The sequence below is a fragment of the Microvirga sp. 2MCAF38 genome, assembly GCF_052115485.1.
GTDB lineage: Bacteria > Pseudomonadota > Alphaproteobacteria > Rhizobiales > Beijerinckiaceae > Microvirga.
In genome coordinates this window covers 89,176-112,374 of the sequence record NZ_JBFRGU010000006.1, presented here as the reverse complement: position 1 = coordinate 112,374, position 23,199 = coordinate 89,176, and the positions used below count along the sequence as shown (strand labels likewise).

19 protein-coding genes and 1 riboswitch are annotated in these 23,199 nt (G+C 57.4%); of the genes, 13 read left to right on the top strand and 6 right to left on the bottom strand.

The annotated features are described in order from the left end of the window. Positions 1-44: 44 nt before the first annotated feature. On the bottom strand, positions 45-1,100 hold the full coding sequence (gene chvE, locus AB4072_RS13905; protein ID WP_441969196.1) for a multiple monosaccharide ABC transporter substrate-binding protein: 1,056 nt from the start codon (positions 1,098-1,100) through the stop codon (positions 45-47). Between the two features lie 376 nt (positions 1,101-1,476). Continuing rightward, positions 1,477-2,238: a FadR/GntR family transcriptional regulator gene (locus tag AB4072_RS13900; protein ID WP_441969194.1), complete on the bottom strand. Its 762-nt coding sequence runs from the start codon at positions 2,236-2,238 to the stop codon at positions 1,477-1,479. Positions 2,239-2,550: 312 nt separating this feature from the next. On the opposite strand from AB4072_RS13900, the gene AB4072_RS13895 reads away from it, so the two are divergent. The 3 genes from AB4072_RS13895 (at position 2,551) to AB4072_RS13885 (ending at position 5,672) form a co-directional block, all read left to right on the top strand. Further along, positions 2,551-4,284 (top strand): IlvD/Edd family dehydratase, encoded by a 1,734-nt coding sequence (locus AB4072_RS13895; RefSeq protein ID WP_441968771.1) that lies wholly within the window; start codon positions 2,551-2,553, stop codon positions 4,282-4,284. Positions 4,285-4,315: 31 nt separating this feature from the next. Further along, positions 4,316-5,239 (top strand): dihydrodipicolinate synthase family protein, encoded by a 924-nt coding sequence (locus AB4072_RS13890; protein ID WP_441968769.1) that lies wholly within the window; start codon positions 4,316-4,318, stop codon positions 5,237-5,239. A gap of 133 nt (positions 5,240-5,372) precedes the next feature. Then, entirely contained in the window at positions 5,373-5,672 is a 300-nt protein-coding gene (locus tag AB4072_RS13885) for an HU family DNA-binding protein (protein ID WP_441968767.1), read from the top strand. Positions 5,673-5,722: 50 nt separating this feature from the next. Here the strand turns inward: AB4072_RS13885 and AB4072_RS13880 are convergent, their stop codons facing one another. From AB4072_RS13880 to AB4072_RS13870, 3 genes are all read right to left on the bottom strand, one after another. Then, positions 5,723-6,037, bottom strand: coding sequence for a hypothetical protein (locus AB4072_RS13880; protein ID WP_441968765.1), 315 nt, complete (start codon positions 6,035-6,037; stop codon positions 5,723-5,725). A 40-nt stretch (positions 6,038-6,077) separates the two neighbouring features. Continuing rightward, positions 6,078-6,185: riboswitch (SAM-I-IV-variant riboswitch) on the bottom strand. 95 nt (positions 6,186-6,280) lie between these two features. Beyond that, positions 6,281-7,234 carry a ribose-phosphate diphosphokinase gene (locus AB4072_RS13875; RefSeq protein ID WP_441968763.1) on the bottom strand — a complete coding sequence of 318 codons (954 nt, stop codon included), beginning with the start codon at positions 7,232-7,234 and terminating at the stop codon, positions 6,281-6,283. Beyond that, a complete protein-coding gene (locus AB4072_RS13870; RefSeq protein WP_441968761.1) occupies positions 7,231-7,911 on the bottom strand; it encodes a phosphoribosyltransferase in 681 nt (226 codons plus the stop codon). The genes AB4072_RS13875 and AB4072_RS13870 overlap by 4 nt, the downstream gene beginning before the upstream one ends. 135 nt (positions 7,912-8,046) lie before the next feature. Between AB4072_RS13870 and AB4072_RS13865 the strand changes: the two genes are divergently transcribed. From AB4072_RS13865 to AB4072_RS13830, 8 genes are all read left to right on the top strand, one after another. Beyond that, complete coding sequence (locus AB4072_RS13865) at positions 8,047-9,084, top strand: hypothetical protein (RefSeq protein WP_441968759.1); 1,038 nt, start codon at positions 8,047-8,049, stop codon at positions 9,082-9,084. A gap of 610 nt (positions 9,085-9,694) precedes the next feature. Beyond that, positions 9,695-11,560, top strand: coding sequence for a glycosyltransferase family 2 protein (locus tag AB4072_RS13860; RefSeq protein ID WP_441968758.1), 1,866 nt, complete (start codon positions 9,695-9,697; stop codon positions 11,558-11,560). 54 nt (positions 11,561-11,614) lie between these two features. Continuing rightward, a complete protein-coding gene (locus AB4072_RS13855; protein WP_441968756.1) occupies positions 11,615-12,880 on the top strand; it encodes a glycosyltransferase in 1,266 nt (421 codons plus the stop codon). Positions 12,881-13,282: 402 nt separating this feature from the next. Further along, entirely contained in the window at positions 13,283-14,287 is a 1,005-nt protein-coding gene (locus tag AB4072_RS13850; RefSeq protein ID WP_441968754.1) for a calcium-binding protein, read from the top strand. Positions 14,288-14,357: 70 nt separating this feature from the next. Then, complete coding sequence (locus AB4072_RS13845; RefSeq protein WP_441968752.1) at positions 14,358-16,289, top strand: hypothetical protein; 1,932 nt, start codon at positions 14,358-14,360, stop codon at positions 16,287-16,289. Positions 16,290-16,329: 40 nt separating this feature from the next. After that, positions 16,330-18,051, top strand: coding sequence for a type I secretion system permease/ATPase (locus AB4072_RS13840; RefSeq protein ID WP_441968751.1), 1,722 nt, complete (start codon positions 16,330-16,332; stop codon positions 18,049-18,051). Between the two features lie 4 nt (positions 18,052-18,055). Beyond that, on the top strand, positions 18,056-19,369 hold the full coding sequence (locus AB4072_RS13835) for an HlyD family type I secretion periplasmic adaptor subunit (protein WP_441968749.1): 1,314 nt from the start codon (positions 18,056-18,058) through the stop codon (positions 19,367-19,369). Between the two features lie 9 nt (positions 19,370-19,378). Beyond that, entirely contained in the window at positions 19,379-19,645 is a 267-nt protein-coding gene (locus tag AB4072_RS13830; protein ID WP_441968747.1) for a hypothetical protein, read from the top strand. Positions 19,646-19,726: 81 nt separating this feature from the next. Here AB4072_RS13830 and AB4072_RS13825 read toward each other — a convergent pair whose 3' ends face one another. Then, positions 19,727-20,938 (bottom strand): glycosyltransferase, encoded by a 1,212-nt coding sequence (locus tag AB4072_RS13825; RefSeq protein ID WP_441968745.1) that lies wholly within the window; start codon positions 20,936-20,938, stop codon positions 19,727-19,729. Between the two features lie 194 nt (positions 20,939-21,132). On the opposite strand from AB4072_RS13825, the gene AB4072_RS13820 reads away from it, so the two are divergent. Both AB4072_RS13820 and AB4072_RS13815 read left to right on the top strand, forming a co-directional pair. Beyond that, positions 21,133-21,930, top strand: a complete 798-nt coding sequence (locus AB4072_RS13820; protein WP_441968743.1) for a M24 family metallopeptidase — start codon at positions 21,133-21,135, stop codon at positions 21,928-21,930. Positions 21,931-22,047: 117 nt separating this feature from the next. Beyond that, positions 22,048-23,133 carry a PLP-dependent cysteine synthase family protein gene (locus AB4072_RS13815; protein WP_441968741.1) on the top strand — a complete coding sequence of 362 codons (1,086 nt, stop codon included), beginning with the start codon at positions 22,048-22,050 and terminating at the stop codon, positions 23,131-23,133. Positions 23,134-23,199 lie beyond the last annotated feature (66 nt).

The following is a 23,199-nucleotide window of genomic DNA, read 5'->3' as shown; positions in this document are numbered from 1 at the left end:
ACCCAGCGCGAAGAGAGCGCGGGGTTCCCATTTTGAGGCGGCTGTTACTTGACCTGGTTCTCGTTGTAATAACCGCTGCCGATGAGAATTTCCTTCCAATTGGAAGCATCGACGCTCACCGGCTTCAAGAGATAGGATGGCACGGTTTTCACGCCGTTCTCGTAGGTTTTCGTGTCGTTGACTTCGACGGGCTTGCCGGAGAGCTGCGCATCGACCATGCTGGCAACGACCTTGGCGAGTTGGCGCGTGTCCTTGAACACCGTCGAGGTCTGCTCCTTGGCGAGGATCGACTTGATGGACGGAACCTCCGCGTCCTGTCCCGTGACAACGGGCATCGGTAGTTTCGGCGTGCCGTAGCCGACGCCCTTGAGCGATGACAGAATGCCGATGCTCAGACCGTCATAGGGCGAGAGAACCGCATCGACACGCTTGTCGGCATAATAGGCGCTGAGCAGGTTATCCATGCGCGCTTGCGCGACGGCGCCGTCCCAACGCAGGGTCGAGACCTTGTCCATGCCGGTCTGGCCGCTGCGGACGACGAGCTTGCCGCTGCGGATGTAAGGATCAAGCACCGACATGGCGCCGTTGTAAAAGAAGAAAGCATTGTTGTCGTCTGGCGAGCCGCCGAACAGCTCGATGTTGAAGGGGCCCTTGCCTTCCTTGAGACCCAGTGCGCTCTCGATGTAGCTGGCTTGCAGCACGCCGACCTGGAAATTGTCGAAGGTGGCGTAGTAGTCCACGTTCTTTGAATTGCGGATCAGGCGGTCGTAGGCGATGACTTTGATGCCCTTGTCTGCTGCCTGCTGGAGCGCATTCGACAGCGTCGTGCCGTCGATGGCGGCAATGACGAGAACCTTGACGCCCTTGGTCATCATGTTCTCGACCTGGGCGAGTTGGTTAGGGATGTCGTCTTCCGCGTATTGCAGGTCGACGGTATAGCCTTTTTCCTTCAGGGATTTCACCATGTTGTCCCCGTCAGCGATCCACCGGGCGGAGGACTTGGTCGGCATCGACACGCCGACAAGCCCTTTGTCCTGAGCGTTCGCGGGTTGAGCCAGTGCCAACGCGCCCAATGCCAGGGCGGCCAAAATCGATTTCATTGTCTTCAAGGTCGTTCTCCCTCGTTTAAGCCGTGACGTCGGTTGCGGCGACCGGCCTGCTCTTTGGCGTCTTCACAGCGTTCCGCCGTTCACGATGCCGGTGCGCTTTGCTGCACACGCGATCATGATGAAGGCCCGGGGACGCGGCCATTCTTGAGAAGTCTTGAGACCTTATTGTAGCACTCATGGCTTCGAAAGGCGCTCGAACTCTCAAATTCATAATACTATAATACTATTAATTAGACAGCCCGTCTTTCGACTGAGAAGGTGTCGCTCGGTATCTATGGCTGCGACGAGGCGCGGCTAGAGGCATCATGCCAAAGTGACCGATCGACCAAACGGCCGGCACGTCCGACAGACAGATCGATCTGAAGGCTCAGACTTTTGTGAAAGCCTGAAGCTGTATGGTGGAGACCGGGTTCCCGGACTTCTTGACTTTGACGCGCTCTGCCGCTTGCAAGATCAGCTCCGACATGGCGGCACTTGCCGCCGACGGATCACGCTGCTCGATGGCGTCGAATACCGCCTGGTGTTGCTTCATCACACGCTGGAAGCGCTCGTTGCTTGAAACCGGCGAACTGATGTTGAAGGCTGTCGCCAGAGCTGCCGCGATGAGCGAGCCGATCGATTGAAGAAACGGGTTGCAGGACGCCTCGAGAATTGCCTGATGGAAGGCGAGATCGGCCTTGGTGAAACCCTGCCGGTTCTTTTCGCACTGATACATGGCCATCAGAGCGTGCTTCATCTTGGCGAGCTGATTGTCGGTGCGGCGTAAGGCGGCCGTCACGCAGGCCAGAGGCTCGAGGGCCTGTCTGATCTCGAAAAGCCAACCCAGGAATTGCGCGTCGACGCCGAGCTGAAGATGCCAGGAGATGATATCGGCGTCGAACATGTTCCAGCTGTCGCGGCTGAGAACGCGTGTCCCGACCTTGGTCTTCGATTCGATGAGCCCCTTGGCGGCGAGCGTCTTCATGGCCTCGCGCAAGGCCGTGCGGGAAACACCGAAGAGCTCCATGAGGTCGGCATCACCCGGCAGGGTGCTGCCGACCGCGTAGTGGCCTTCCATGATACCCCGACCAATGCCCTGAGTGACAAGATCGTGCGCGGAGCGCGCCTTCGAGGGTGTTTTGAAGTCCATCACGGGAAGGGTATTTCCTCATCGTCGGATCACAATGTGAGCACGCGCTCATAGCCGTCAAGCTACGTGGCCGCGTATCCGAAGTGCCTCCTATCGCAATTTCACCTCATCAGGAAATCGAGGCGGTCGCTCAGAACACGTTTTGCCCTCGACGGCTCTGGAATTCGCCGGCCTTCGACTTTCGCAGGCTTCCGTTATCTTTATTTATAATATTATATGCTCAATTAATATCCATTGAACGATAGTCGCGGGTTATTGAGCGTGGCGTCTCAGGGGCCTCCGACCAAGCTGACCGGGCGGAGCATCAAGAACATGAGCGAAAGCCAAAAAAGCAACCTACGCAGCCAAGCCTGGTTCGGGCGACAGGACAAGATGGGCTTTTACTACCGCTCATTTTTGAAAAACAGCGGCTTCCCGCAAGACCAGTTCGAAGGAAAACCCGTTATCGGCATTTGCAACACGTGGTCGGAACTGACGCCGTGTAATTCCCATTTCCGCACCATCGCGGAGCACGTGCGTTACGGTGTAATCGAGGCGGGCGGCTTCCCGCTGGAGTTTCCCGTCTCCTCGCTGGGCGAAGTGACGATGCGCCCGACGGCTATGCTCTTTCGCAACCTCGCCGCGATGGATGTGGAGGAGGCGATTCGCGCGCATCCGCTCGATGGTGTCGTGCTGCTGATGGGTTGCGACAAGACCACTCCCGCCCTTTTGATGGGAGCGGCCTCCGCGGACCTTCCGACCATAGGGATCTCCGGCGGGCCGCAATTGCGGGGTGTCTATCGCGGACAATATATCGGATCCGGCACGAACATCATCTCGATGAGCGAACAACTTCGCGCGGGCGAAGTGACGCTTCAGGAATTTCACGAGGCCGAAGGCGGCATGAATCGCTCGCACGGTTCGTGCATGACCATGGGCACGGCCTCCACCATGGCATCCATGGTGGAGGCTCTTGGTGCCAGTCTACCTGAGAACGCTGCGATCCCGGCAGCCGATGCGCGTCGCAATCATCTCGCCCGCATGTCCGGACGGCGAATCGTCGAGATGGTCAAGGAAGAGCTTGTTCTGTCGAGGATCCTGACGCGTGAGGCCTTCGAGAATGCCATTCGCACGCTTGCCGCCATTGGCGGATCGACCAATGCGGTTGTGCATCTTCTCGCCATTGCCGGGCGCCTCGGTATCGATCTTTCACTCGACGATTTCGACAGGCTCGGGCGCGATGTTCCCTGTCTGGTGGACCTGATGCCTTCCGGGCGATTCCTTATGGAAGATTTTTATTATGCGGGCGGGTTGCCAGTCGTCTTGCGATCTCTCGGCGAGTGCGAGTTGCTTCACAAAAGTGCATTGACCGTCAACGGGCACACCGTCTGGGATAACGTCAAGGACGTGTCGTGCTGGAACCGCGACGTGATCACCGCGTTCGACGAACCGTTCAAAGTCGATGCGGGGATTGCGGTTCTTCGGGGAAACCTTGCTCCGAATGGCGCAGTCATCAAGCCTTCGGCCGCGACCGCCGCGTTGATGAATCATACAGGGCGGGCTGTTGTTTTCGAAACGATCGAGGATTTGCACGAACGCATTGACGACGAGAATCTCGACATCGACGAAACCTGCATCATGGTGCTGAAAAACTGCGGTCCCAAAGGCTATCCGGGCATGGCAGAGGTCGGCAACATGCCACTCCCTTCAAAGCTCCTGAAGAAAGGTGTGCGCGATATGGTTCGCATCTCGGATGCACGCATGTCGGGCACGGCCTACGGAACCGTCGTTCTCCACGTGGCTCCGGAAGCGGCGGCCGGAGGACCGTTGGCGTTGGTACGGAATGGCGATTCTATCACGCTCGATGTAGCGGGGCGGAGTCTTCACCTCCATGTCGCGGATGATGAACTCGCGCGCCGCCGCGCAGCATGGACGCCGCCCGAGTCATCCGCCTCGCGCGGTTACGTCAAGCTCTATGTGGACCACGTGCTTCAGGCTGATAGAGGCGCCGATTTCGACTTTCTTGTCGGTCGCACAGGGTCTCCCGTTCCGCGCGACAATCACTAAGCACGGTAGAAACCAGGGGAGACGAGAAGACATGGCTTTCAAACGCCCATACCGCGGAGTGTTTCCCGTCGTTCCGACGATTTTCGATGAAAGCGGTCGGCTCGATCTCGAGGGCCAGCGTCGCGCCGTCGACTTCATGATCGATGCGGGCTCGGACGGCCTCTGTATTCTGGCGAATTTCTCGGAGCAATTCGTTCTCTCCGATGACGAGCGCGAAATCGTCATGAAAGTTGTGCTCGATCATGTGGCGGGCCGCGTCCCCGTCATCGTCACCACGACACATTTCTCATCATATATTTGCGCTGAACGCAGTCGTCGCGCGCAGGATGCGGGAGCTGCCATGGTGATGGTCATGCCCCCCTATCACGGCGCGACGATTCGCGTTTCGGAAGGCGGCATCTACGACTTCTTCCGAACGGTTTCGGATGCGATCGAGATCCCAATCATGATTCAGGACGCCCCGGTCGCAGGTACTTCTCTTCCCGTTGCCCTTCTCGCCCGAATGGCCCGTGAGATCGCCAACGTTGCCTATTTCAAGATCGAGGTTCCCGGAGCCGCCGGTAAGTTGCGCGATCTTCTGGCATTGGGGGGTGACTCGATTGAAGGTCCCTGGGACGGTGAGGAGGCGATCACCCTCATGGCGGATCTGGACGCCGGCGCCACCGGAGCGATGACGGGCGGAGCCTATCCCGATGGCATTCGCCGGATCATCGATCCTTACCTAGCCGGCCGTCGCGAGGAGGCGGCCCTTGCCTATGAACGCTGGCTGCCGCTCATCAACTACGAAAACAGGCAGTGCGGTCTTCTCGCTTGCAAGTCCTTGATGAAGGAGGGCGGAGTGATCCGTACCGAAGTCGTGCGCCATCCCCTGCAACCTCTGCACCCGCAGACGCGCCAGGGTCTGATAAAGATTGCGCGGCGGCTCGATCCTCTCGTGCTCAGCTGGGGCCGATAGGTCGGCTTAAGGGCTCGATCCCGGATTTTCGTCCACGCTGGGTTGCATAGGCTGTGGAATCGCAAGCGAGAAGCTTGACCTGACCGGAAAATTAGATCTTTTGCTAAAGAACCAAGCTAACTGCGGGTCTACCATGAACAAGAACGATCTTATTGAATTCCTTGCTGAGGAATATGAACTGACGAAAACCTTCACGAAGGAACTCGTCGAAAGCGTTTTCACGAAGATCTCCGAGACGGCCAGCAAGGGCCATGAAGTCTCGATCTTCGGCTTCGGCACCTTCAAGCTCGTCGAGCGCAAGCCCCGCAAGGGCCGCAACCCGCGCACGGGCGAGCCGGTCAAGATCGCTGCTTCCAAGAGCTTGAAGTTCAAGCCTTCGAAGGCGGTCAAGGAAGCCGTCAACGCGAAGAAGCGCGCTCCGCGCAAGAAGTAATCACTTCGAAAAAAGGGCCGCTTCGGGCGGCCCTTTTTATTTGGGCCGCCTCAAGCCGCGATCCGAGGGCCGGGAGAGCCCGCATTCACGGGGCTTCCGAATTTGGACAAGGACCAGTTCTGCCCTTCGGACATGCGATCTCCTTGAAGGACATGTTCCAGAAACACGAGGATGTGACCGGGGCGTGCATCCTCAACGGCGCGATACACGTGCGTCCATGTCTCGTTTTCCCGATGCACGACGACATAAACGGACGAAGCCCGGGCGCGGCTCGAATGGTTGCCCCCTAGAAAGTCACCAACGAACATGACCGTGTCATTCGGTCCGGCGCTCAAAGGGTGATCGGGCGGAGCATTGTCACGCATCAGGCAATTCCTTCGATATGAGGAGAGCCGACGCAGTGGCGTTGTACCGTTTGGTTGCCGGTTCTGGCCACATCCTCCCTTTCGGGAGCGCCACCTTGCTCGGTCAGCAGGTTGGCGTTGAGCGTCAGCCCAACTCTTGATGTTGAAAAATTCTTAGCATCGGCTATCAACACATTCAAGGCCCTTGAGCCGAAAGCAGCAGGTGGAACGGCGCTCCACCGGAGATAGAGGTGCAGGGCTGCGTTAACGCTTGATGGCCTGCGCGAAGACGCCGGACACGTCGAGAATGCTGAGGCGATCCCTCAGAGCCGCCATAACGTCCTCAGATTGAGGGATCGTGTTGGTCAGGATGATCCTGTCGATGGCAGAGTACCGGAGATTGTCGATCAACGCCGGGCCGCCGACCCCATGAGTCGCGACGATGAAGACGCCTTTCGCTCCATGCGTGCGGCATTGTGCGGCGACACGGGCCATCGTCGCGCCGGTGCTGATGAGATCGTCCACGATCACAGCCATGCGCCCCGAAACGTCACCGACAAAGAGATCGCCCGATATCTCGCCCATGCTGCGTTGCTTGTCGGCAATTCCCTTCATGACGGGTTGCCCAAGTTTCGATTCTAGTTGCTCGCGAAGGAGTTCAGCTCGTTTCGCGCCCCCGATATCCGGAGAGACGACCGCTATCGCTTCGCGCCCGATCTCGGATGCAATGTGGTCGCAGAAGATCGCGCTTGCTTCCAAGTGCTCCGTGTCGCATCGGAAGGCATTCTGAAATGCCGGAATGTTGTGAACGTCCATCGTGACGAGGCGATCCGTACCGACCGCCTCGAAGAGTTGCGCAACATAGCGGGTGGTCACAGGATCATGTGGCTTTGTCTGCCTATCCTTGCGCGCATAGCAAAGATAGGGAGCAATCACGATCACGCGCGCGGCCCCTGCCTCTTTCAGGGCGCCGATGAAAAACAGAACTTTACACAGGCGATCGTTGACACTTTCGCCATCGCTGCCGTTCAAGGCGACGATCAGATGGACATCACGATCTCGCACATCCATGAGAGATCGCGTTTTGTGCTCACCATCTTCAAAATCCCGCTCCTCGGGCATTTGAAGGGCGACATCGAGATGATGTGCGATGCGCTCTGCGAAATCCCGACTCGACCGCAGGGCGAAGAGAAGAGGGTCGCGCGCGATGCCTTTCATCGCAGGAATCTTATATCGCCGGATTGGCTTGTTCGCGCATGCGACGCGTCCAGATAGGCGATGACCTCGCTGTCGCTGAGTTGATGAAAGTCACGGTAATATTCGCCTATGCCGAAGAAGCTGTCGGGCGTGAGAAGGCACACCACGTGATCTACCAACGCACTCAACGATCGAACGCGATCTGCTGGCGCGACTGGAACGGCAAGAACGAGCCGCATGGGACGTCGCCGTGCGAGTGCCTTCAAAGCGGCCTGCATAGTGGTTCCAGTGGCGATACCATCGTCGACGACGATAACCGTGTGTCCAGAGGTCGATACAGACTCGCGGTTCGACAGATAGATTTCCCGACGACGTTCGATTTCCTCCAGCTCACGGCTCGCGAAGGGTTCAAGTGCTTCGCGGGTCAGCCCGACCAAAGACATCACTTCATCGTTGAATACGATATCCGCACGCTCCCCGTCGACCACAGCGGCCGCAGCGAGTTCGGGTTGCGATGGAACGCCGACTTTACGAACCAGAAGCAGATCGAGGGGAGCATTGAGAGCCTGAGCGATCTCGAAACCGACAGGAACGCCGCCGCGTGGAAGCGCTAGAACCACCGGGTCGGGCAAATTCAGACGAGCAAGCTTTGCCGCAAGAAGGCGCCCGGCGCTCGAACGATCTTCGAACTCGTCCATCCAGAACCACCTCCCGGATTTTTGCCGGTCCTTTAGCGAAGCCACAAAAATAAACAGCACACCACTCAAGATATTGACGATGATCAAGGAGAGCCGTCCGCTTGGGCATTTTTATGTCTCATGAGGTGTCGTGTCGTGCCCGGTTCGGAACAGTTGCCGCGTCCTCAAGACGATGCCGCGGTGCCGCTTGAAGACAAGGTTCGCTTTCTGAGTAATCCATCGGCTTACCCGGATGCGCCGGATGTTGTGACGGTCAAGGAAACCCACATGTCTTGGGTGTTCATGGCCAAGGATCGAGTCTTCAAACTCAAGAAGCCGGTGCATTACCCTTATCTCGATTTTTCGACATTGGGGGCAAGAGAGCTCTATTGCCGTGAAGAGGTCCGTTTGAACCGTCGCTTGGCGGAGGGAGTTTATCTCGGCGTTGCACCTCTGCTTCTGTCTCCAGCGGGCGATCTGACGCTCGATGGACCTGGGCAGATCGTCGACTGGCTCGTGGTGATGCGAAGGCTTCCGTCAGAGCGCATGCTTGACGTGATGTTGAGAAGAGGATCGCTTTCCGGCTCGGAAAGCCTCAGGCTCGCCGATGTCTTGTCGACGTTTTACCGTCAGGCCGAGCATCCTCCCGTTGTTCACGATGTGCCGGTCGACCGCTTTACGAACGAAATGACCACTAATCGACTCGTATTGACGCGGCAGGATCTTTTCAGCGATCAGAGCGCGGTAAAAATATTACTGTCTCGCCTCGACGCGGCTCTTACGCGAGTGCGCCCCTCACTTATCGAGCGCGCGCGAGCCGGGCACATCGTCGAGGGTCATGGGGATTTGCGGCCGGAGCATATCTGCCTGACGGATCCGATTGTCATCTTTGACTGTCTCGAGTTCGATCGCGAGCTCAGACTTGTCGACCCTTTTGACGAAATGGCGTCTCTGAGCATGGAATGCGCCTATCTTGGCGATCCGCATTTTGGAGCCGAACTGATAGAGCATGTTGCCCGGCTCTCCGGAGAGACGATCCCCCACGATCTCATTCCACTGTATGTTGCTCTCCACGCCACCCTGCGGGCGCGGCTCTCGCTGGCGCATCTGCTCGACGCGGCTCCGCGCGAACCCACGAAATGGATTCCTCAGACAAGGCGATACTTAGCGCTCGCCTCGCAGGCGCTTGGATGATGTCCTGGAGGGCACGAACTCGACGGCCGGACAGCTCAGGTGGGCACTTCCTGCGGTCCAGGGCCCGGGATGCCGCCCGGCTCCCCGGAAGGACCCTCAGGAGGGGAAGACGGCGGAATACCGAGAGGTTCCCCTGTTCCCGGAATGCCGGGCGGCGGTCCCTCAGGTGGACTCACTGGCTCGGGCAGGGGGCTCGGAACCTCGGGGCGCGGCTCGGTAGGAGAACGAGGCTCGGCCATGGGCGCACCTTCATTTTTACAACGAGAGGCTCAGATCGGAATCGTACGGTCTCAGCGTCATCGTAAGACCGAGAATATTGCTGCAAGTGGGATGCAGCATTGATTTCGCTCAATATTAGAACTGAACTGCCTCGCTTGGCGCATGCCGCTCTCCGCGAACCTGCAATCCTGCCAGCGCGACACAAATCATCGATGTTCGGACGCTTGTCTCTTCGGCGTAAAATTTAAGTTCTTGACATGACGCGGCTAAAAATGACTTGACGGAAAATTGTGAAATAGGAAAAGAATGGGACATCAACTATATTTGAGAGCTCTTTGTCGCGAGATCCGGGGATTCTATTCTAAATTCCCAAGCTGTAGTGTGTTTTAAAATGATTGCCCAGATCGATGGAATATTTGAGTTCTGCGAGCTTCTTATTGCGCAGATCCGTATTGAAACTCACTCCGATGCCAGATTGCCTGATCGGATAGATGTTGTTCAGGGGAACATCAGCCTTTCCACGCAGGCGGCGAATTGGTTACCCGTCTCCATGATTGCGGGCAGGGCCGTGAAAGGTCCGCGGCCCTCGCGAAGGCCGTCAATTGGGATTGAAGTCATTCAAGAGCGCGCCTCGCCAAGTGGCGCAACCACATATCTTGCAGTCTTTGCGGATGAGCCGGCGAGGAGCCAGTTCAACCTGGATCAACCTTTTTACGCCCAGCTGTACAGTGACAAGACAGAGGTCTTTGGCAGGGAGCTTTCCGTAACGAGGTTCGACCCGCGCCAACTCGGGAACTCAAATTTCGCCAATGCTCTGGGGCTTGCTTGCCGACACGCGGGCCGCGAGGAGCTCGCCGCGTTTCTTCTCGCTACAATCAGCATCAAACCCGCTGAGGCATTTGGCGAGTTTCATATCCGCAATGCCGCCGTTGCGGGAAGAGGCGTTGTTCTTGAAGGCTGGATCGCAAATCTGGCCGACCGGAACATCCATCTGATGCTGGGCGATTTCAGGTCGTGCGTCCTGTCGTCGTTTCTCGGCCGTCTGGCTCGCCCGGACATTCACGACTATCTTCGAAGCGACGGAAGCCTGACTTCGGTCTCGAACGAGCATGGTTTTGTTGCCATCGCACCTGTCTCCGAGGAGGCCGCCGCTGGCGAGTTGTTCTTCGTCGAGCATGTTCCTGCTCAGAACAAGACGACATTGTACGGTCCCGTTGCGACCCATGCGATCAAGGACGAAGAGACAGCGCTGAATATAGCCACGCAGACCATCGGTGACATTCAATCGCTTTCCAAGGAAGCGATCGACCGGTTCTATCGGCCGCTTCTCTCTCTTCCGAAGGGCGATGCCCAAGCCAGGAAGTTTCACTTCGGGCCGGCGGTTGCGCAACAACCCCTCGCCTCGATCATCATTCCGTTTTACGGCGATGCATTCTTCCTTAATTGCGTCCATCATCTGCAGCGCGTTCTGGACCCCACTTTCGAACTGGTTCTTGTCGTCGATGATCCGAGGATCTGGCCGCAGATCTATTCGGGATTGAATAGCAGAAGCAGCGCTATTTCCGTTCCAACGACGCTACTCCAGAATTTTCGTAATTACGGTTATGGGCGCGCCAACAATCTGGGCTTTCTCGCGGCATCGAGCGATATCATTTTTTTGATGAACTCGGATGTCATGGTGATGGACGGTGCTCCATTGGCGGAGGCGGCCGAGGCCATACGTTCTAGAGCAGCGAAGGGTGAACCGGAATTGGTGGTGGGCTTTTCCTTGCTCTACGAGGACAACACCATTCAGCATGTTGGAATGGAGTTCCCGCGATCGCCGCTCGTGGGAGGTATGCATCTGGCGGATCATCCTATGAAGGGGCTGCCATTTTCTCTCTATCGGGGGGAACGGGTGCGGCGCGTTCCAGCGGTAACGGCAGCGCTGATGGGATTGTCGTCAAACCTCTTCGGGCAACTCGGAGGGTTCGATACGATTTACGAACGTGGCGACTTCGAGGACGCGGATCTTTGCCTGCGCGCAGAGCAACTGGGCGCGGAGGTCGAGCTCCACGTCCATCCGGGTCTCTACCACCTGGAGAGACAATCCATACCGAATATGGGGCATCAGGACTTGCGCAGCATGGTGACCTATATGAATTGTGTCGAATTCAATGAGCGATGGGCGAAGCGCCTGTCTGAGGCATCGTCTCCCCAAGCACCGAAAAGAGTTCTTCGCATTCGGCCCCGAAAGCAGATCGTGGGTTCCGCATGAGCCAAAAGACCCATCGGCTCAATGCACTGCAGAACGTCAACTAGGACCCCATTGATGCGAGTCATCGTTCTTTCGCATGGACATCCCGAACTGGGCGCTGGTGGCGCCGAGCGCGCTGCTTATTCGTTGTTTCAGCGGATGAAGAAGTCGTCGGGTGTGGAGCGTGCTTTTTTTGTTGCTCGCGCCGAAGCCGGGGCAATCGGACATAGCGCTTATTTCGGAAGCTTTCGCGGCCGAGAGGATGAGATTCTGGTCTCCCCTCCAGATGTCGAGGCGTTTACTTTCCAGAGCCTCGGCTATGACCTCCTGAAGCAACTCGTGACCGAGCTCATCGACGCACTCAAGCCGGATGTCGTCCACATTCACCACTTTGTCCTCTGGGGCGTCGAAATCTTCGAGTTGTTCAAGAGCGCCGGCGTACGTGTCGTTTTCACAATTCACGAGTATGCTGCGATTTGCGCCAATTTTGGCCAGATGGTGAAGACGGGCGGAGAGCTTTGTTATGCGGCCTCCCCGGCCGAATGCGCAACATGCTTCCCATCGATGTCGGCGGGCAAATTTTTCGTTCGCAGTACAATTCTAAAGTCGTTCCTTGCTCATGTTGATCAACTCATTTCCCCGAGCGAGTTTTTGAAGAAGCGCTATGTCGACTGGGGTGTTTCCGCCGACCGTATCCTGGTGGTGGAGAACCTGCTCGATGAACACGTTGTCGCCAGCGCCGGCAACGTTCTGGATCGCTCCACCCAGGAAGGCGACGAAAAGCGGCGGGTCGTGTTTGGCTATTTCGGTCAGATCAACCCCTTCAAGGGGATCGACATCCTGTTGGAGGCCACGGCCATGTTACCGGAGGAGCTTCGCCCTGCGATCGAGGTGCGAATCCACGGCGACAACAAGCATTTTCGCGACACCTCATTCGGCGAGCGCATCGAGACGCTTTTCCACGAACAGTCGGATGTCGTGCGCCGCATGGGACCTTACCGGAACGAGGACGTGATCAATCTGATGCAGGCGTGCGACGTGATCGTCGTCCCGTCTATTTGGTGGGAGAACTCGCCTGTCGTTATTCAGGAGGCCCGTATAGCAGGACGGCCTCTCATCTGTTCGGATCTGGGCGGCATGGCTGAGAAGATCGATAGAAGCGTCGACTATCTTTTTTTGGCACGCAGCCCGGGAGCGCTGTCTGAGGTGCTGGGTAAAGTCGTTGGGACCAGGACCAAGCAGGACGCCGCTCACCTTAAAAAACTGGCGAACGCTCGTTTAAAGACGAATGAGGTCTACCTGGCGCATCATTTTACAATTTATAGTAGAAAATCGAGTTAAACCGCCGCGTGGTCGCGAGCTAGTTGAATAGATAGGCTGCGCCACGCCAAGCAAAATCTTCTCGGGTCAGAATTGCGAGGGCCGCTTGGCTAGACAAGAGCGGCCTTTAACCGACTTCTGTAGAATAAGCTTAACTCTAAAATGATTGAACAATTTTCTGCTCTGCGAAGGCAGAGCGCGCAAGAAGTTTGCCTTCAACGGCGCCAATCATCCCCAGGGCTTCCGTTACGATTTTTCTCCCGCACGCGGCCCGAGATGCTCAAAAAAAGATTCGCCCAGCGAAAAATGTTTGATCGGGGGCTTGAAACTTGATTGTGTTGCATGATAGCGGTCAGCTACACTGTATCACGTGCGATGAACTGTTGGAGTCGCGAGAGGCATTGAGACCTCCGGGGGGTATGAATGGCTACTGTTGTTGGTGCGTTTTTCCAAAAGGATGGGGTGTCCTCGGACGCTTTCAGCCAAATTTTGAAGAATATTCCGGGCAGCGCTCGTAATGCGCAGCTTGTCCTGAACGATGCAAGCCTCAAGGCGAGCGCGCAGACGGTGAAGGGCACGTCCAAGTCCGACTATGTGATCCTCGGCGCCAACGACAAGCTCGCCAAAATTACGGGAGCTGCCAAGGGCTATGACATCGTTCAAGCCGAGAAGAGCATCGATATTTCCAATACGGGCTTCCGCGGCGTTGTGCTGACCGGTTCATCCAACGCCAGCGTCAAGGGAAGCGCTCTTGCCGATAATATCGTTGGCAATGCCGGCAAGAACGCGATCAAGGCCGGTCTTGGCAACGACGTCGTCTCAGGTGGCGACGGCAATGACACGATCTTCGGCGAAGCCGGCAACGACAAGCTCTTCGGTGACGCTGGCGACGACAAGATCTACGGCGGCGACGGCAATGACATCGCTTATGGCGGTGCCGGCAACGACACGATCTTCGGTGACGCCGGCAACGATCAGCTCTATGGTGATGACGGCAACGACAAGCTCTCCGGCGGCCTCGGAAACGACAAGCTGTATGGCGATGCCGGCAATGATACGCTCGACGGCATGGTCGGAAACGACAAGCTCTTCGGTGGCGCTGGCGATGATCGTCTCCTCGGCGGTGCGGGCAACGACACCCTGACGGGTGGCATCGGCTCCGACTTCCTCAAGGGTGGCGCTGGCCGTGACAAGTTCGTCATGGAGAAGGGCAATCCAGGCGATATGGACACGATCGCCGACTTCAAGCCGAAGGAAGACCTGATCGACCTGTCGGCAACGGCGGCTCATAATTCCAAGTTCTCAGGTCTTGAGCTCACGAGCGATGGCCATGGCAATACGATTGTCACGGTCAAGGATGACGGAACTCAGTTCAAGCTTGTCGGCTTTGATCCGAACGAGGTGAAAGCTTCGTTCTTCCACTTCTGAGGCGATGTCCAGTAATGGACCAACGAGGCTGTCCTCACTGCCTGCCGGCAGGGGGGCAGCCTCTCTTTTTGTGATTCCACATTCGGTCGATACTGCCTATGTGTGGTGGACGATGCCGAACATGCCGGCGATTGCCGGAATCTCCGTCGATGGTCAGTCTCTTGCTATTCTTCAACGCAAGAAGCTGATCCAGCCGGGCAGTTCTACCGAGGTCTTGCTCGTCAAAGGCCGTGAGCTCCGCGATGGTGCTTTTTGCGACATCGACAATGGTTTGAGCGGAGAAGGCGTCACTTCGGCAGTCGCGGTGAAACTGGCCGATTGGACACAGGCGAATACAGGCCGTGTCCTGAAACTGATTGCCGATCGATTCGAGCATAACGATGATCCGCCGTATGTTCTGGAGCGATTTCTCGCCTTCGTCAGCGCTTGGCAGGCTCCAGGTTTCGTGGTGGCATCTTTTCCGGACGGAATCATTCTCGACATCGGTTCCATCGTCGGGGAGAATCTTCGCGATGGATATCTCGTCTCGCAACAAGGATTGCTGAGAGTTGTTCCGAGCCCGTTGTCTGGTCGCTCGGATAGCGGCCTTTTTTGGTTTCCGGTTGTCGACCCGAAAATCCTGTATCTCGATGTCGCTGGCCAGCTCGTGCGAATAACAGTCAGCGACGATGTCGGTGCCCAATCGATTGTGCGCTCTTCCGAAGACGCGCAAGGCCTCGTCGAGGCGCTTCATGCGATAGGCATCGGCGGGTCGCGCGCGATGGCAACTTGGGCAGCGGCGCTTTGTCCGAAACAATGGAGTTCATCGCACGCGGATGCGACATACGCTGTGCGTGGAGCTGTTCGGTCGTCTTCGGACGGCGTTGTCTTCTTTGTCGAGTTAACCGGACCCGATTATCGGGATGCGGAGTTTGAGGTTCAGTCTTTTGGTGAGGCGGATCTCGCCGAGACCACTGTGACGTTTCGCGAGAAAGACACCATCGATAGCGATCGCGTTCAAACGCAGATCATCATCGAGGCGACTGGCCTTGCCCTCACTGGATGCTATCGCCTGGCGTGGGCGCACGCTGGAGAACGCTTTGCGGTGTGGATTGGTCAGGCTGCTGAGACAGATCACCTGGGTGTTGAGCTCGTGCGCGACTTCGCTCCGGTTGCCTGTGTCGATGGCGAGCTTTTCCGGCGCGTCTATCATCCGATCGTGAGCGCCTCCAATTCTCCCGAGAAGGCACATCTCATACACAAGGCAGAGTTCGGGTTGAGCCGCAGGCCATCGGCCGAAATCCTTATCTTCGCCAATGGCGACTTCGAGGCTCTGCATCGCACGATTATCGGATTGTCGCTGACGGTGTCTGGGATTCCTTGCGACATCAATGTGTGTGTTTTTGAAAGAGCCTTGATCGAGACGCTCACGGCGCAATTGCGATCATGGGCATCTCTGTATGGACTCGCCGTGCGTCTCGCCTGCTTCAGTTCGCGAACCTCGGAAGCGCAGGCGGCACGATTCAGCTTCGGTCCGCGCCTACCGCGTATCTTGCTTCGCTCGGGGCGTGTCCCTCGACAAGCCAACTGGCTCGCCTCGCTCCTTGACAAAGTTGAAGAGGGGCAGCCGGGCATTCTGATAAGCTCGGATACGGACCCGATCGCCGGAGCAAAAACAAAGACATTCTCCGGCGTTCTCGATCAGCTCCGGCCTATCGATGACAAGAGCGACGAAAGGCCTGCGGTCGCTGCGGCCTTTGTTGGAACGAATGTCGACATCTCGGTCCCATCAAGCGAGAAAGTCTTCGGCCTTGAGGCCTATATTCTGGCGCTCGGCTTGTGCGCGAGTGATTCGACCCTTGCGGCCAGCGCTCCTGAGCTCGGCTTCGCGAGGACGGAATTTAATAAGAGCTCAAGCTCGTTTCATGATCGTTTGGATTCGATCAGCCTTCAGACGCTTTATGAAACATCGCTTGTTTCTATGCCTAAGCTTGTTCGAATGCGCCGGCGTGCCGGTGGCTGATCCAAGAAAATTTTAAGCCCTCCAAATTGCAAGATTGACGATGAGCAAACAAGATCATCAAACTTATCGAGATAGCGACGTTACGGAAGCTCTGCGGGCCTGCAGACAGCATTTCGTCTTCGCGCTCCTTTTCGATTCGCTCGTCAACGTTCTTCTCTTGGCGTACCCAATCTTCCTCTACCAGATCTATGACCGCGTCATTCCCGGCCGGAGTTGGGAAACCCTCATCGCGTTGCTGATCGGTCTCGTTATTGCACTCAGTGCAAAAGCCGTCTTCCAATGGGTGAGAGGCATTCTTCTGGTTAGGGCGTCGGCAAGAATCGAGCGGCGTCTCGCAGATCGCCTGTTCCGGGTCATCGTGCGCCGTTCGGCTGCCGGGCTATCCGCCGCGAACGCGCAGCTTTTGCGTGATCTCGACAGTTATCGACAGTTTGCCACAGGCAAGGGTGCAATGGCTGCGTTGGATGTGCCTTGGGGATTCCTCTTCCTCGGCGTGATCCTTGTGGTCGATCCGGTCATTGGCGTCGTTGCCGCCATCTGTATGACGATCTCATCGGTTGCGACCATTGCCAACACCCTCATGACCAAGCGCGCGCTGCTCAAGGCCAATGTGGTTGGGAATTCGTCGCAACACTTTAGTGAAGCTGTCGCACGCGCGTCGGAGGCGGTTGTCGGTCTCGGAATGCTCGACGCCGTTATCGGACGCTGGCGCCGTGAACGGGACAAGGCGATTCAAGAGCAGCTCATCGCGAGCGGCCGAGGCGTAATCTTTTCAGCGTTTCTTGGTTCCGCGCGCATTCTGATGCAGGGCGCCATTCTGGCCACGGGCGCCGTCCAGGTCATCAACGGGCAACTCCCTGTCGGCGCTGTCTTTGCCTCGATTCTCATTTTTCAATTCGCGATGAAGCCGATCGATCAGCTCGTCGCGGCCTGGGATGATTATCCACCGATCAGAGAAGCGATGCGCCGTATCGATGCCGTGCTCAGCCGCTCTCCGGAGCAGCAGATCAATCTGCAACTCCCAAAGCCGCGCGGGATGATCACTGTCCGGGATCTGACTTATGTTCCTCCCGGTGGCGACAGAGCCGTGCTTAAGCGGATCGGATTCAATCTGGAGCCCGGTCATACGCTTGGTCTGGTGGGTTTGAACGGCTCCGGCAAAACGACCCTCGCGCGGGTTCTGACGGGAAGCCTGCCTCCGACAAATGGCTTCATACGGATCGATGGTGCGGAGCTCCAGCAGTGGAACAATGAACAACTGGGCGATTTCATCGGCTATCTTCCGCAGAACGTCAGTCTCCTGCCGGGCACTGTGGCTGACAATATCGGTCGGTTCGGCCGGTTCTCCGGAAACGAGATTGTCGATGCAGCCAGAAAGGCGCGCGTTCACGATCTCATTCTGCGACTGCCGAAGGGGTATGAGACCATGCTCGACGAGAACATGGCTTTCTCCGGCGGTCAGCGCCAGTTGATCGCACTGGCGCGAGCCATCGTGGGCCGTCCGTCCTTCGTGGTCCTCGATGAACCGAACTCAAATCTCGATGGTCCGGGCGAAGAGGCGCTTATCGCGTGCGTCCAGGCGCTGAAAGAGGACGGCTGCACCGTCATACTCATCACGCATAGGCCCAATCTCGTTCACCACCTCGATCACGCGGCTGTCCTGCGTGAGGGCGAGCTTGTCAGTTTTGGAACGACCTCGGAGGTCTTTCAGCAACTCGGCCGGCCGACCGTCGTCAAAACCGCGAGCAACGGCAATGCATAAATCCATGTCCATGACCGTCGACGGCGTGAAGCCTCTTTCAGATTCGGCGTTTGGCCCTGTCGTCGTCGGCGGCTTGACAGCCCTTGGAATGCTGCTTGCCATCACCGGATGGTCGTCCACGATGTCGGTGGCGAGCGCGGCGATCACGTCTGGCCGCGTTGTCGCCGAAGGCAACCGGAAAGTCATTCAGCATCGCGAAGGCGGGCAGATCGGAACGGTTTTCGTTCGCGAAGGTCAACTCGTTCAAAAGGGGCAGAAGTTGCTGCAACTCGATCTGGCCGATGCGAAAGCAGAGGCAGAGGTTCTGAGTTCCAGTCGTGCCGCCGCTCTGTTCAGGACGACGCGCCTCGAGGCCGAGCGCGCGGAGGCGAGCGACGTTGCAGTGCCGCATCAGCTCCTCGATCGCCTGAACGAGCCACAGATTCAGATAATGATCCAGCAAGAGCGGGCGTTGCTCAATGCCCGCCGTGCGGCTTATCTCGGACAGATCAGCCTTCTCAAGCAACAGATCGAGGGTAGCCACCGCCAAATCACGGGTCTCCAGGGGCGTGTGAAGGCCGCGCATACGCAGCTCGAAAGCGTCGAGGATGAACTTGTATCCCTTCGCCCGCTGCAGGAGAAAGGTTTGATCGCGCGCCCGCGAACACTGACGCTGGAGCGCACGGCTGCGGCACTGCATGGTGACGTCGAAGCGTTGACAGGGCTCGTCTCTGCGGAAGACGACAAGATTCGCGCGGCAGAAATTCAGATCGCACAACTGACGAAAGAGCGGCTCGAGGGCATTGCAAAAGAAGGTGCGGAAAACGATGCGCGCCTTTCAGAGATCGAGCCACGCTTGATCTGGGCGATGAAGCGTCTTGAGCAGAGTGTGATCAGCGCGCCAGAGGCCGGCTATGTCTATGGTTTGTCGGTATTCGGCCCAGGAGCCGCGCTTGTGCCTGGCCAGACGGCGCTGGAAATCGTCCCCGCGGATGACGAGCTGGTCGTGTCGGTCGACATCGAGCCGACGGATATCAAACGCGTTCATCCCGGTCAGACCACCAGCATTCACTTTCTCCCATATCGCCAGCGCTATCAGAAGGCGATTTCTGGAACCCTCGAGAAGGTTTCTGCCGATCTTTTCGAGGACAAGAGCAGCAACAAGACCTTCTACAAGGGCGTGGTCAGGGTTGCCCAAAAAGATCTGGATGCCGGCCACATCGTGCTAACGCCCGGCATGCCTGCTCAAGTCACAATCGAGACGGGGAAGCGGACTATTCTTGCTTATTTCCTCGATCCCATTCTCAAGATTTACGATTTCGCTCTCAAGGAAGAATAGGAGACATTCATGACGAACGGACGCTCAGGACAAACAAGCGAAGGCAGCCGGACTGTCAATCTCGAAGGCGATAGCCCGGAACTCGTCGCATTCGCATTGCTGCGCAACGTCGTTCAAGTCGAGCAGGCGCACGCCAACCAGACAGGCGTCGTTTTCGACCGCGATTGGCTGCTCGATGCTTATGCCGATTGCTTGGAGGCTGTGAGGGGTGGCCGCGTGAAAGCCGCTGCCCATACCGCGCCGAAGGCAGATAAAAGTCGCGCCGCGAAGCGTTAATACCTACCCTTCGCAAAGGGCCGGAACCGATCTTCGCAAAACACTCTGCTGCTACCGGGGCGCTTTAGCGCCCCCTTTTTCTTACTGTATTAATTCGCTTATCAGTTTTTCGTAGGCGGGCAGGGCGACTGTCTTGAAGTCGAAGCGCTTCACAGCGGTTTTCCGCGCGCTCGAAGACAGTGCTCGGCGCAATTCCTCGTCCTCGACGATTGAGGTGATTTTTTCAGCGAGCATCCGATGATCGAAGAAGTCGGTCAGCAACCCGTTCTTGCCATCGCTAATCACTTCCTCGACGGGTTCTGTCGCTGACGCGACAATCGCGCAACCACACGCCATCGCATCGATCAACGACCACGACAGAACGAATGGATAAGTCAGATAGACATGAACCGTCGAGAGTCGGAAGAGATTGAGCAGATCCGGATAGGTTAACGTACCGAGGAAGTGGACCCGGTCGAAATCGATTTTGCTGCCGACCTCTTCGAGCATGACTTGTTTCCACGTCCCCCCTTGTTGCGGACTTCTCCCATAGCTCGGCGGTTCCTGCCCGACGATTGCGATGTGGGCATCCGGCAGCATTTCGAGAATCCGGGGAACCGAGCGCATGAAGGTGTGAAAGCCGCGGTATGGCTCGAGCGATCTTGCGACATAGGTGACAAGAGGGCGCTCGGACGACAAGACAGTGTCTGAGGACGGTATCCTGAACGGAATGGGATTCGCCGGCTTTGCAATTGTCATGTCGATACCTTCATGGATGATCCGGATCTGACTCGAAAGTGCGGAAGGAAAGGTACTCGCCTGCCATTTCGTCGGCGAGATAAGAGCGTCTGACAGGGCCGCCGCTTGCAGTGTCGGAAGATTGCGGAGAGAGACATATTGCAGGTCGGTCGGAGATGACCGGAATTCCCCGTCGAACTCAAGTTCGCTTCCGCTATTGCGGTAGCCATATTCGAGATAGGAAATCAATTTCGTATTGGGAAAGACGTCGCGCAAGAACATGGCCTCGCCCCATCCCGGGTGCACGAAGCAAATGTCCGGCGTGAAGCCGCTCTTCTTCAGTTCCTTGAATTGCCAGCGCGCGGCATCCCCACGCCTGACCTGTTCGGAAAAGAAGGTGACGGGTGGAAACAGATCGGCGCTGAGATCCGGCTGGGAGCTGTACCCGATGTAATGGACCCTGCCGAGCTCGAAACCAAAAGGCTTGTTTTGCCCCAGAGCGACAACCCTGAAGTCATCGCGCAGGCTGAGTTCCTCGGCGAGCAACTTGTACTGGCCGGGGAAGTTTTGATGCACAAAAAGAACGTTCGTGACCACAGTAGCACCGACGAAAACAACAGGCGCCGACTATGCTTCAATCACCTCGAATGAGCCAGTGAAACTTGATAGAGTTGCCAAGCGCCCTTGATGCCCTTCGCCCTTACCCCGGATGTCTGTGACGAAGCAGACACATCGCGCGATAGCCTTTCGCGCCGCGGCGCCTCGGGTTCTTGCCTGTTGCGGATTTTGAGACGCTGAAAGCCCAACTGCCTGAGATCCGTTGGGTCGATGGATCAGATGTCATTCGTCGCTTACGCGCCATTAAGTCGCCTGCGGAAATAACCCGACTGCGCCAAGCGTCGATGCTGGCCGAGGCCGGATTGCGCCGCATGGCGAGCGAGGTGAGGATCGGCTCTTCGGTCGCGGCTCTCTCTCAAGCCTGGCGCGATGGCGTGAAGGAAGCGGCGGACGCGTCTGAGATCCGTAACCTCACCGGATCGTGGGATTTCATCGCAATCGGCTCCGACCCTTGGAGTGCATCCGGTGTTGTCGAGAACGGCGCCATCATCAAGGCCGATGTGGGATGCCTGATTGGCGGATATTCGTCAGATGGCGCGCGCACCTTCTCCTTCGGGATGCCTTCCACCGTCGCGAAAGACATATTCGCTGCACTCAGTGTTGCGTTCGAGGCTGGAATTTCGATGGTGCGTCCCGGTGTGACATTCGGTGCAGTCTATGGCGCGATCCTGAAGGAAATGCGGGCGGCGGGCTTTACTGAATACAATCGGGGCCATTTCGGACATGGCGTTGGTGCAAGTGTCGGCAGCGAGGAGTGGCCCTTCATTTCGGCCAGAAATTCTGAACTCATTGAGCCCGGTATGGTCCTCGCACTCGAGACGCCATTCTATGCCAAGGGGGTCGGTGCGTTGATGATCGAGGACCAACTGCTCGTCACGGAAAACGGAATTGACGTGATGAATGCTTTGCCCAGGGATCTGGTGGATTTGTCAGGCGGGATTGCGAACTGATGGGCTGACCGAGGAGAGGCCCAGATTGTCCTCCGTTCGCTGTGGCCTACAGTCTTACTCTTCACCAGGTCTCCCTGCTCGTGTATTGCCAGTGATTACAGGGGAGAAAGCAGAGCTATGAGTGAGTTCTTGCAAGATCGGGCGTGGGTCGAACATGCGGTGCAAACGATCGAGGCCGACTTCAATCGATCGGCCGATACGCATCTCTTGCAAGTCCCGGTTCCCGGCGCTCCCGGCATCACTCTCTACTTAAAGGACGAATCCACCCATCCGTCAGGGAGTCTGAAGCACCGTCTTGCACGCTCATTGTTCCTCTACGGGCTTTGCAACGGCTGGATCGGCCCGCGGACGACCATCATCGAAGCTTCCAGTGGATCGACGGCCGTATCCGAGGCCTATTTTGCGCGAATGCTGGGGCTTCGCTTCATCGCTGTGATGCCACGCTCGACATCTCCCGAGAAAATCGAACAGATCGCTTTCTATGGGGGCGAAAGCCACTTCGTGGACAGCGCTGTGGAGATGTATTCCGAAAGCGCTCGCCTCGCCGCCGATCTCGGCGGGCATTACATGGATCAGTTCACCTATGCCGAGCGGGCGACCGATTGGCGGGGCAACAACAACATCGCGGAATCCATCTTCAGCCAGATGGCGCGTGAGAAGCACCCCGTTCCGTCCTGGATTGTCGTTGGAGCGGGAACAGGCGGCACGTCTGCCACGCTCGGCCGTTTCATCCGTTATCGGCGTCTTCCGACGCGGCTTTGCCTTGCGGACCCGGAGGCTTCGGTCTTCCATCGCCATCTGGCGGATCGAGCGATAACGACGGTGGAATGCAAGCCTTCATTGGTCGAGGGAATCGGACGACCGCGCTGCGAGCCCTCCTTCATTCCCGACCTCATCGACAAATCCTATTCGGTCATGGACGCCGCAAGCATTGCAGCGGCGCGCGTTCTCTCCCGGAGCATCGGGCGGTCCTGCGGTGGTTCGACCGGGACAAATTTGTGGGCCGTCGCGCAGATCGTATCCGACATGGTGGCGAAGGGCGAGGAAGGTTCGGTCGTCACGCTTCTCTGCGATTCAGGCGAGCGTTACCGCAGTACTCATCTCAATGATTCATGGCTTGCTGAGCGCGGAATCGATATTCGCCCTTATGAAAATGTGATGGAGCGTTTTCTCGCGACAGGACGATTTTCGACCTCGAATTAGAGGGGTGAGTCTCCTTCCGTTGCCCCGCTGCAACGACTGCCACGTCCGTTGCTTGCGGCGTGTGTC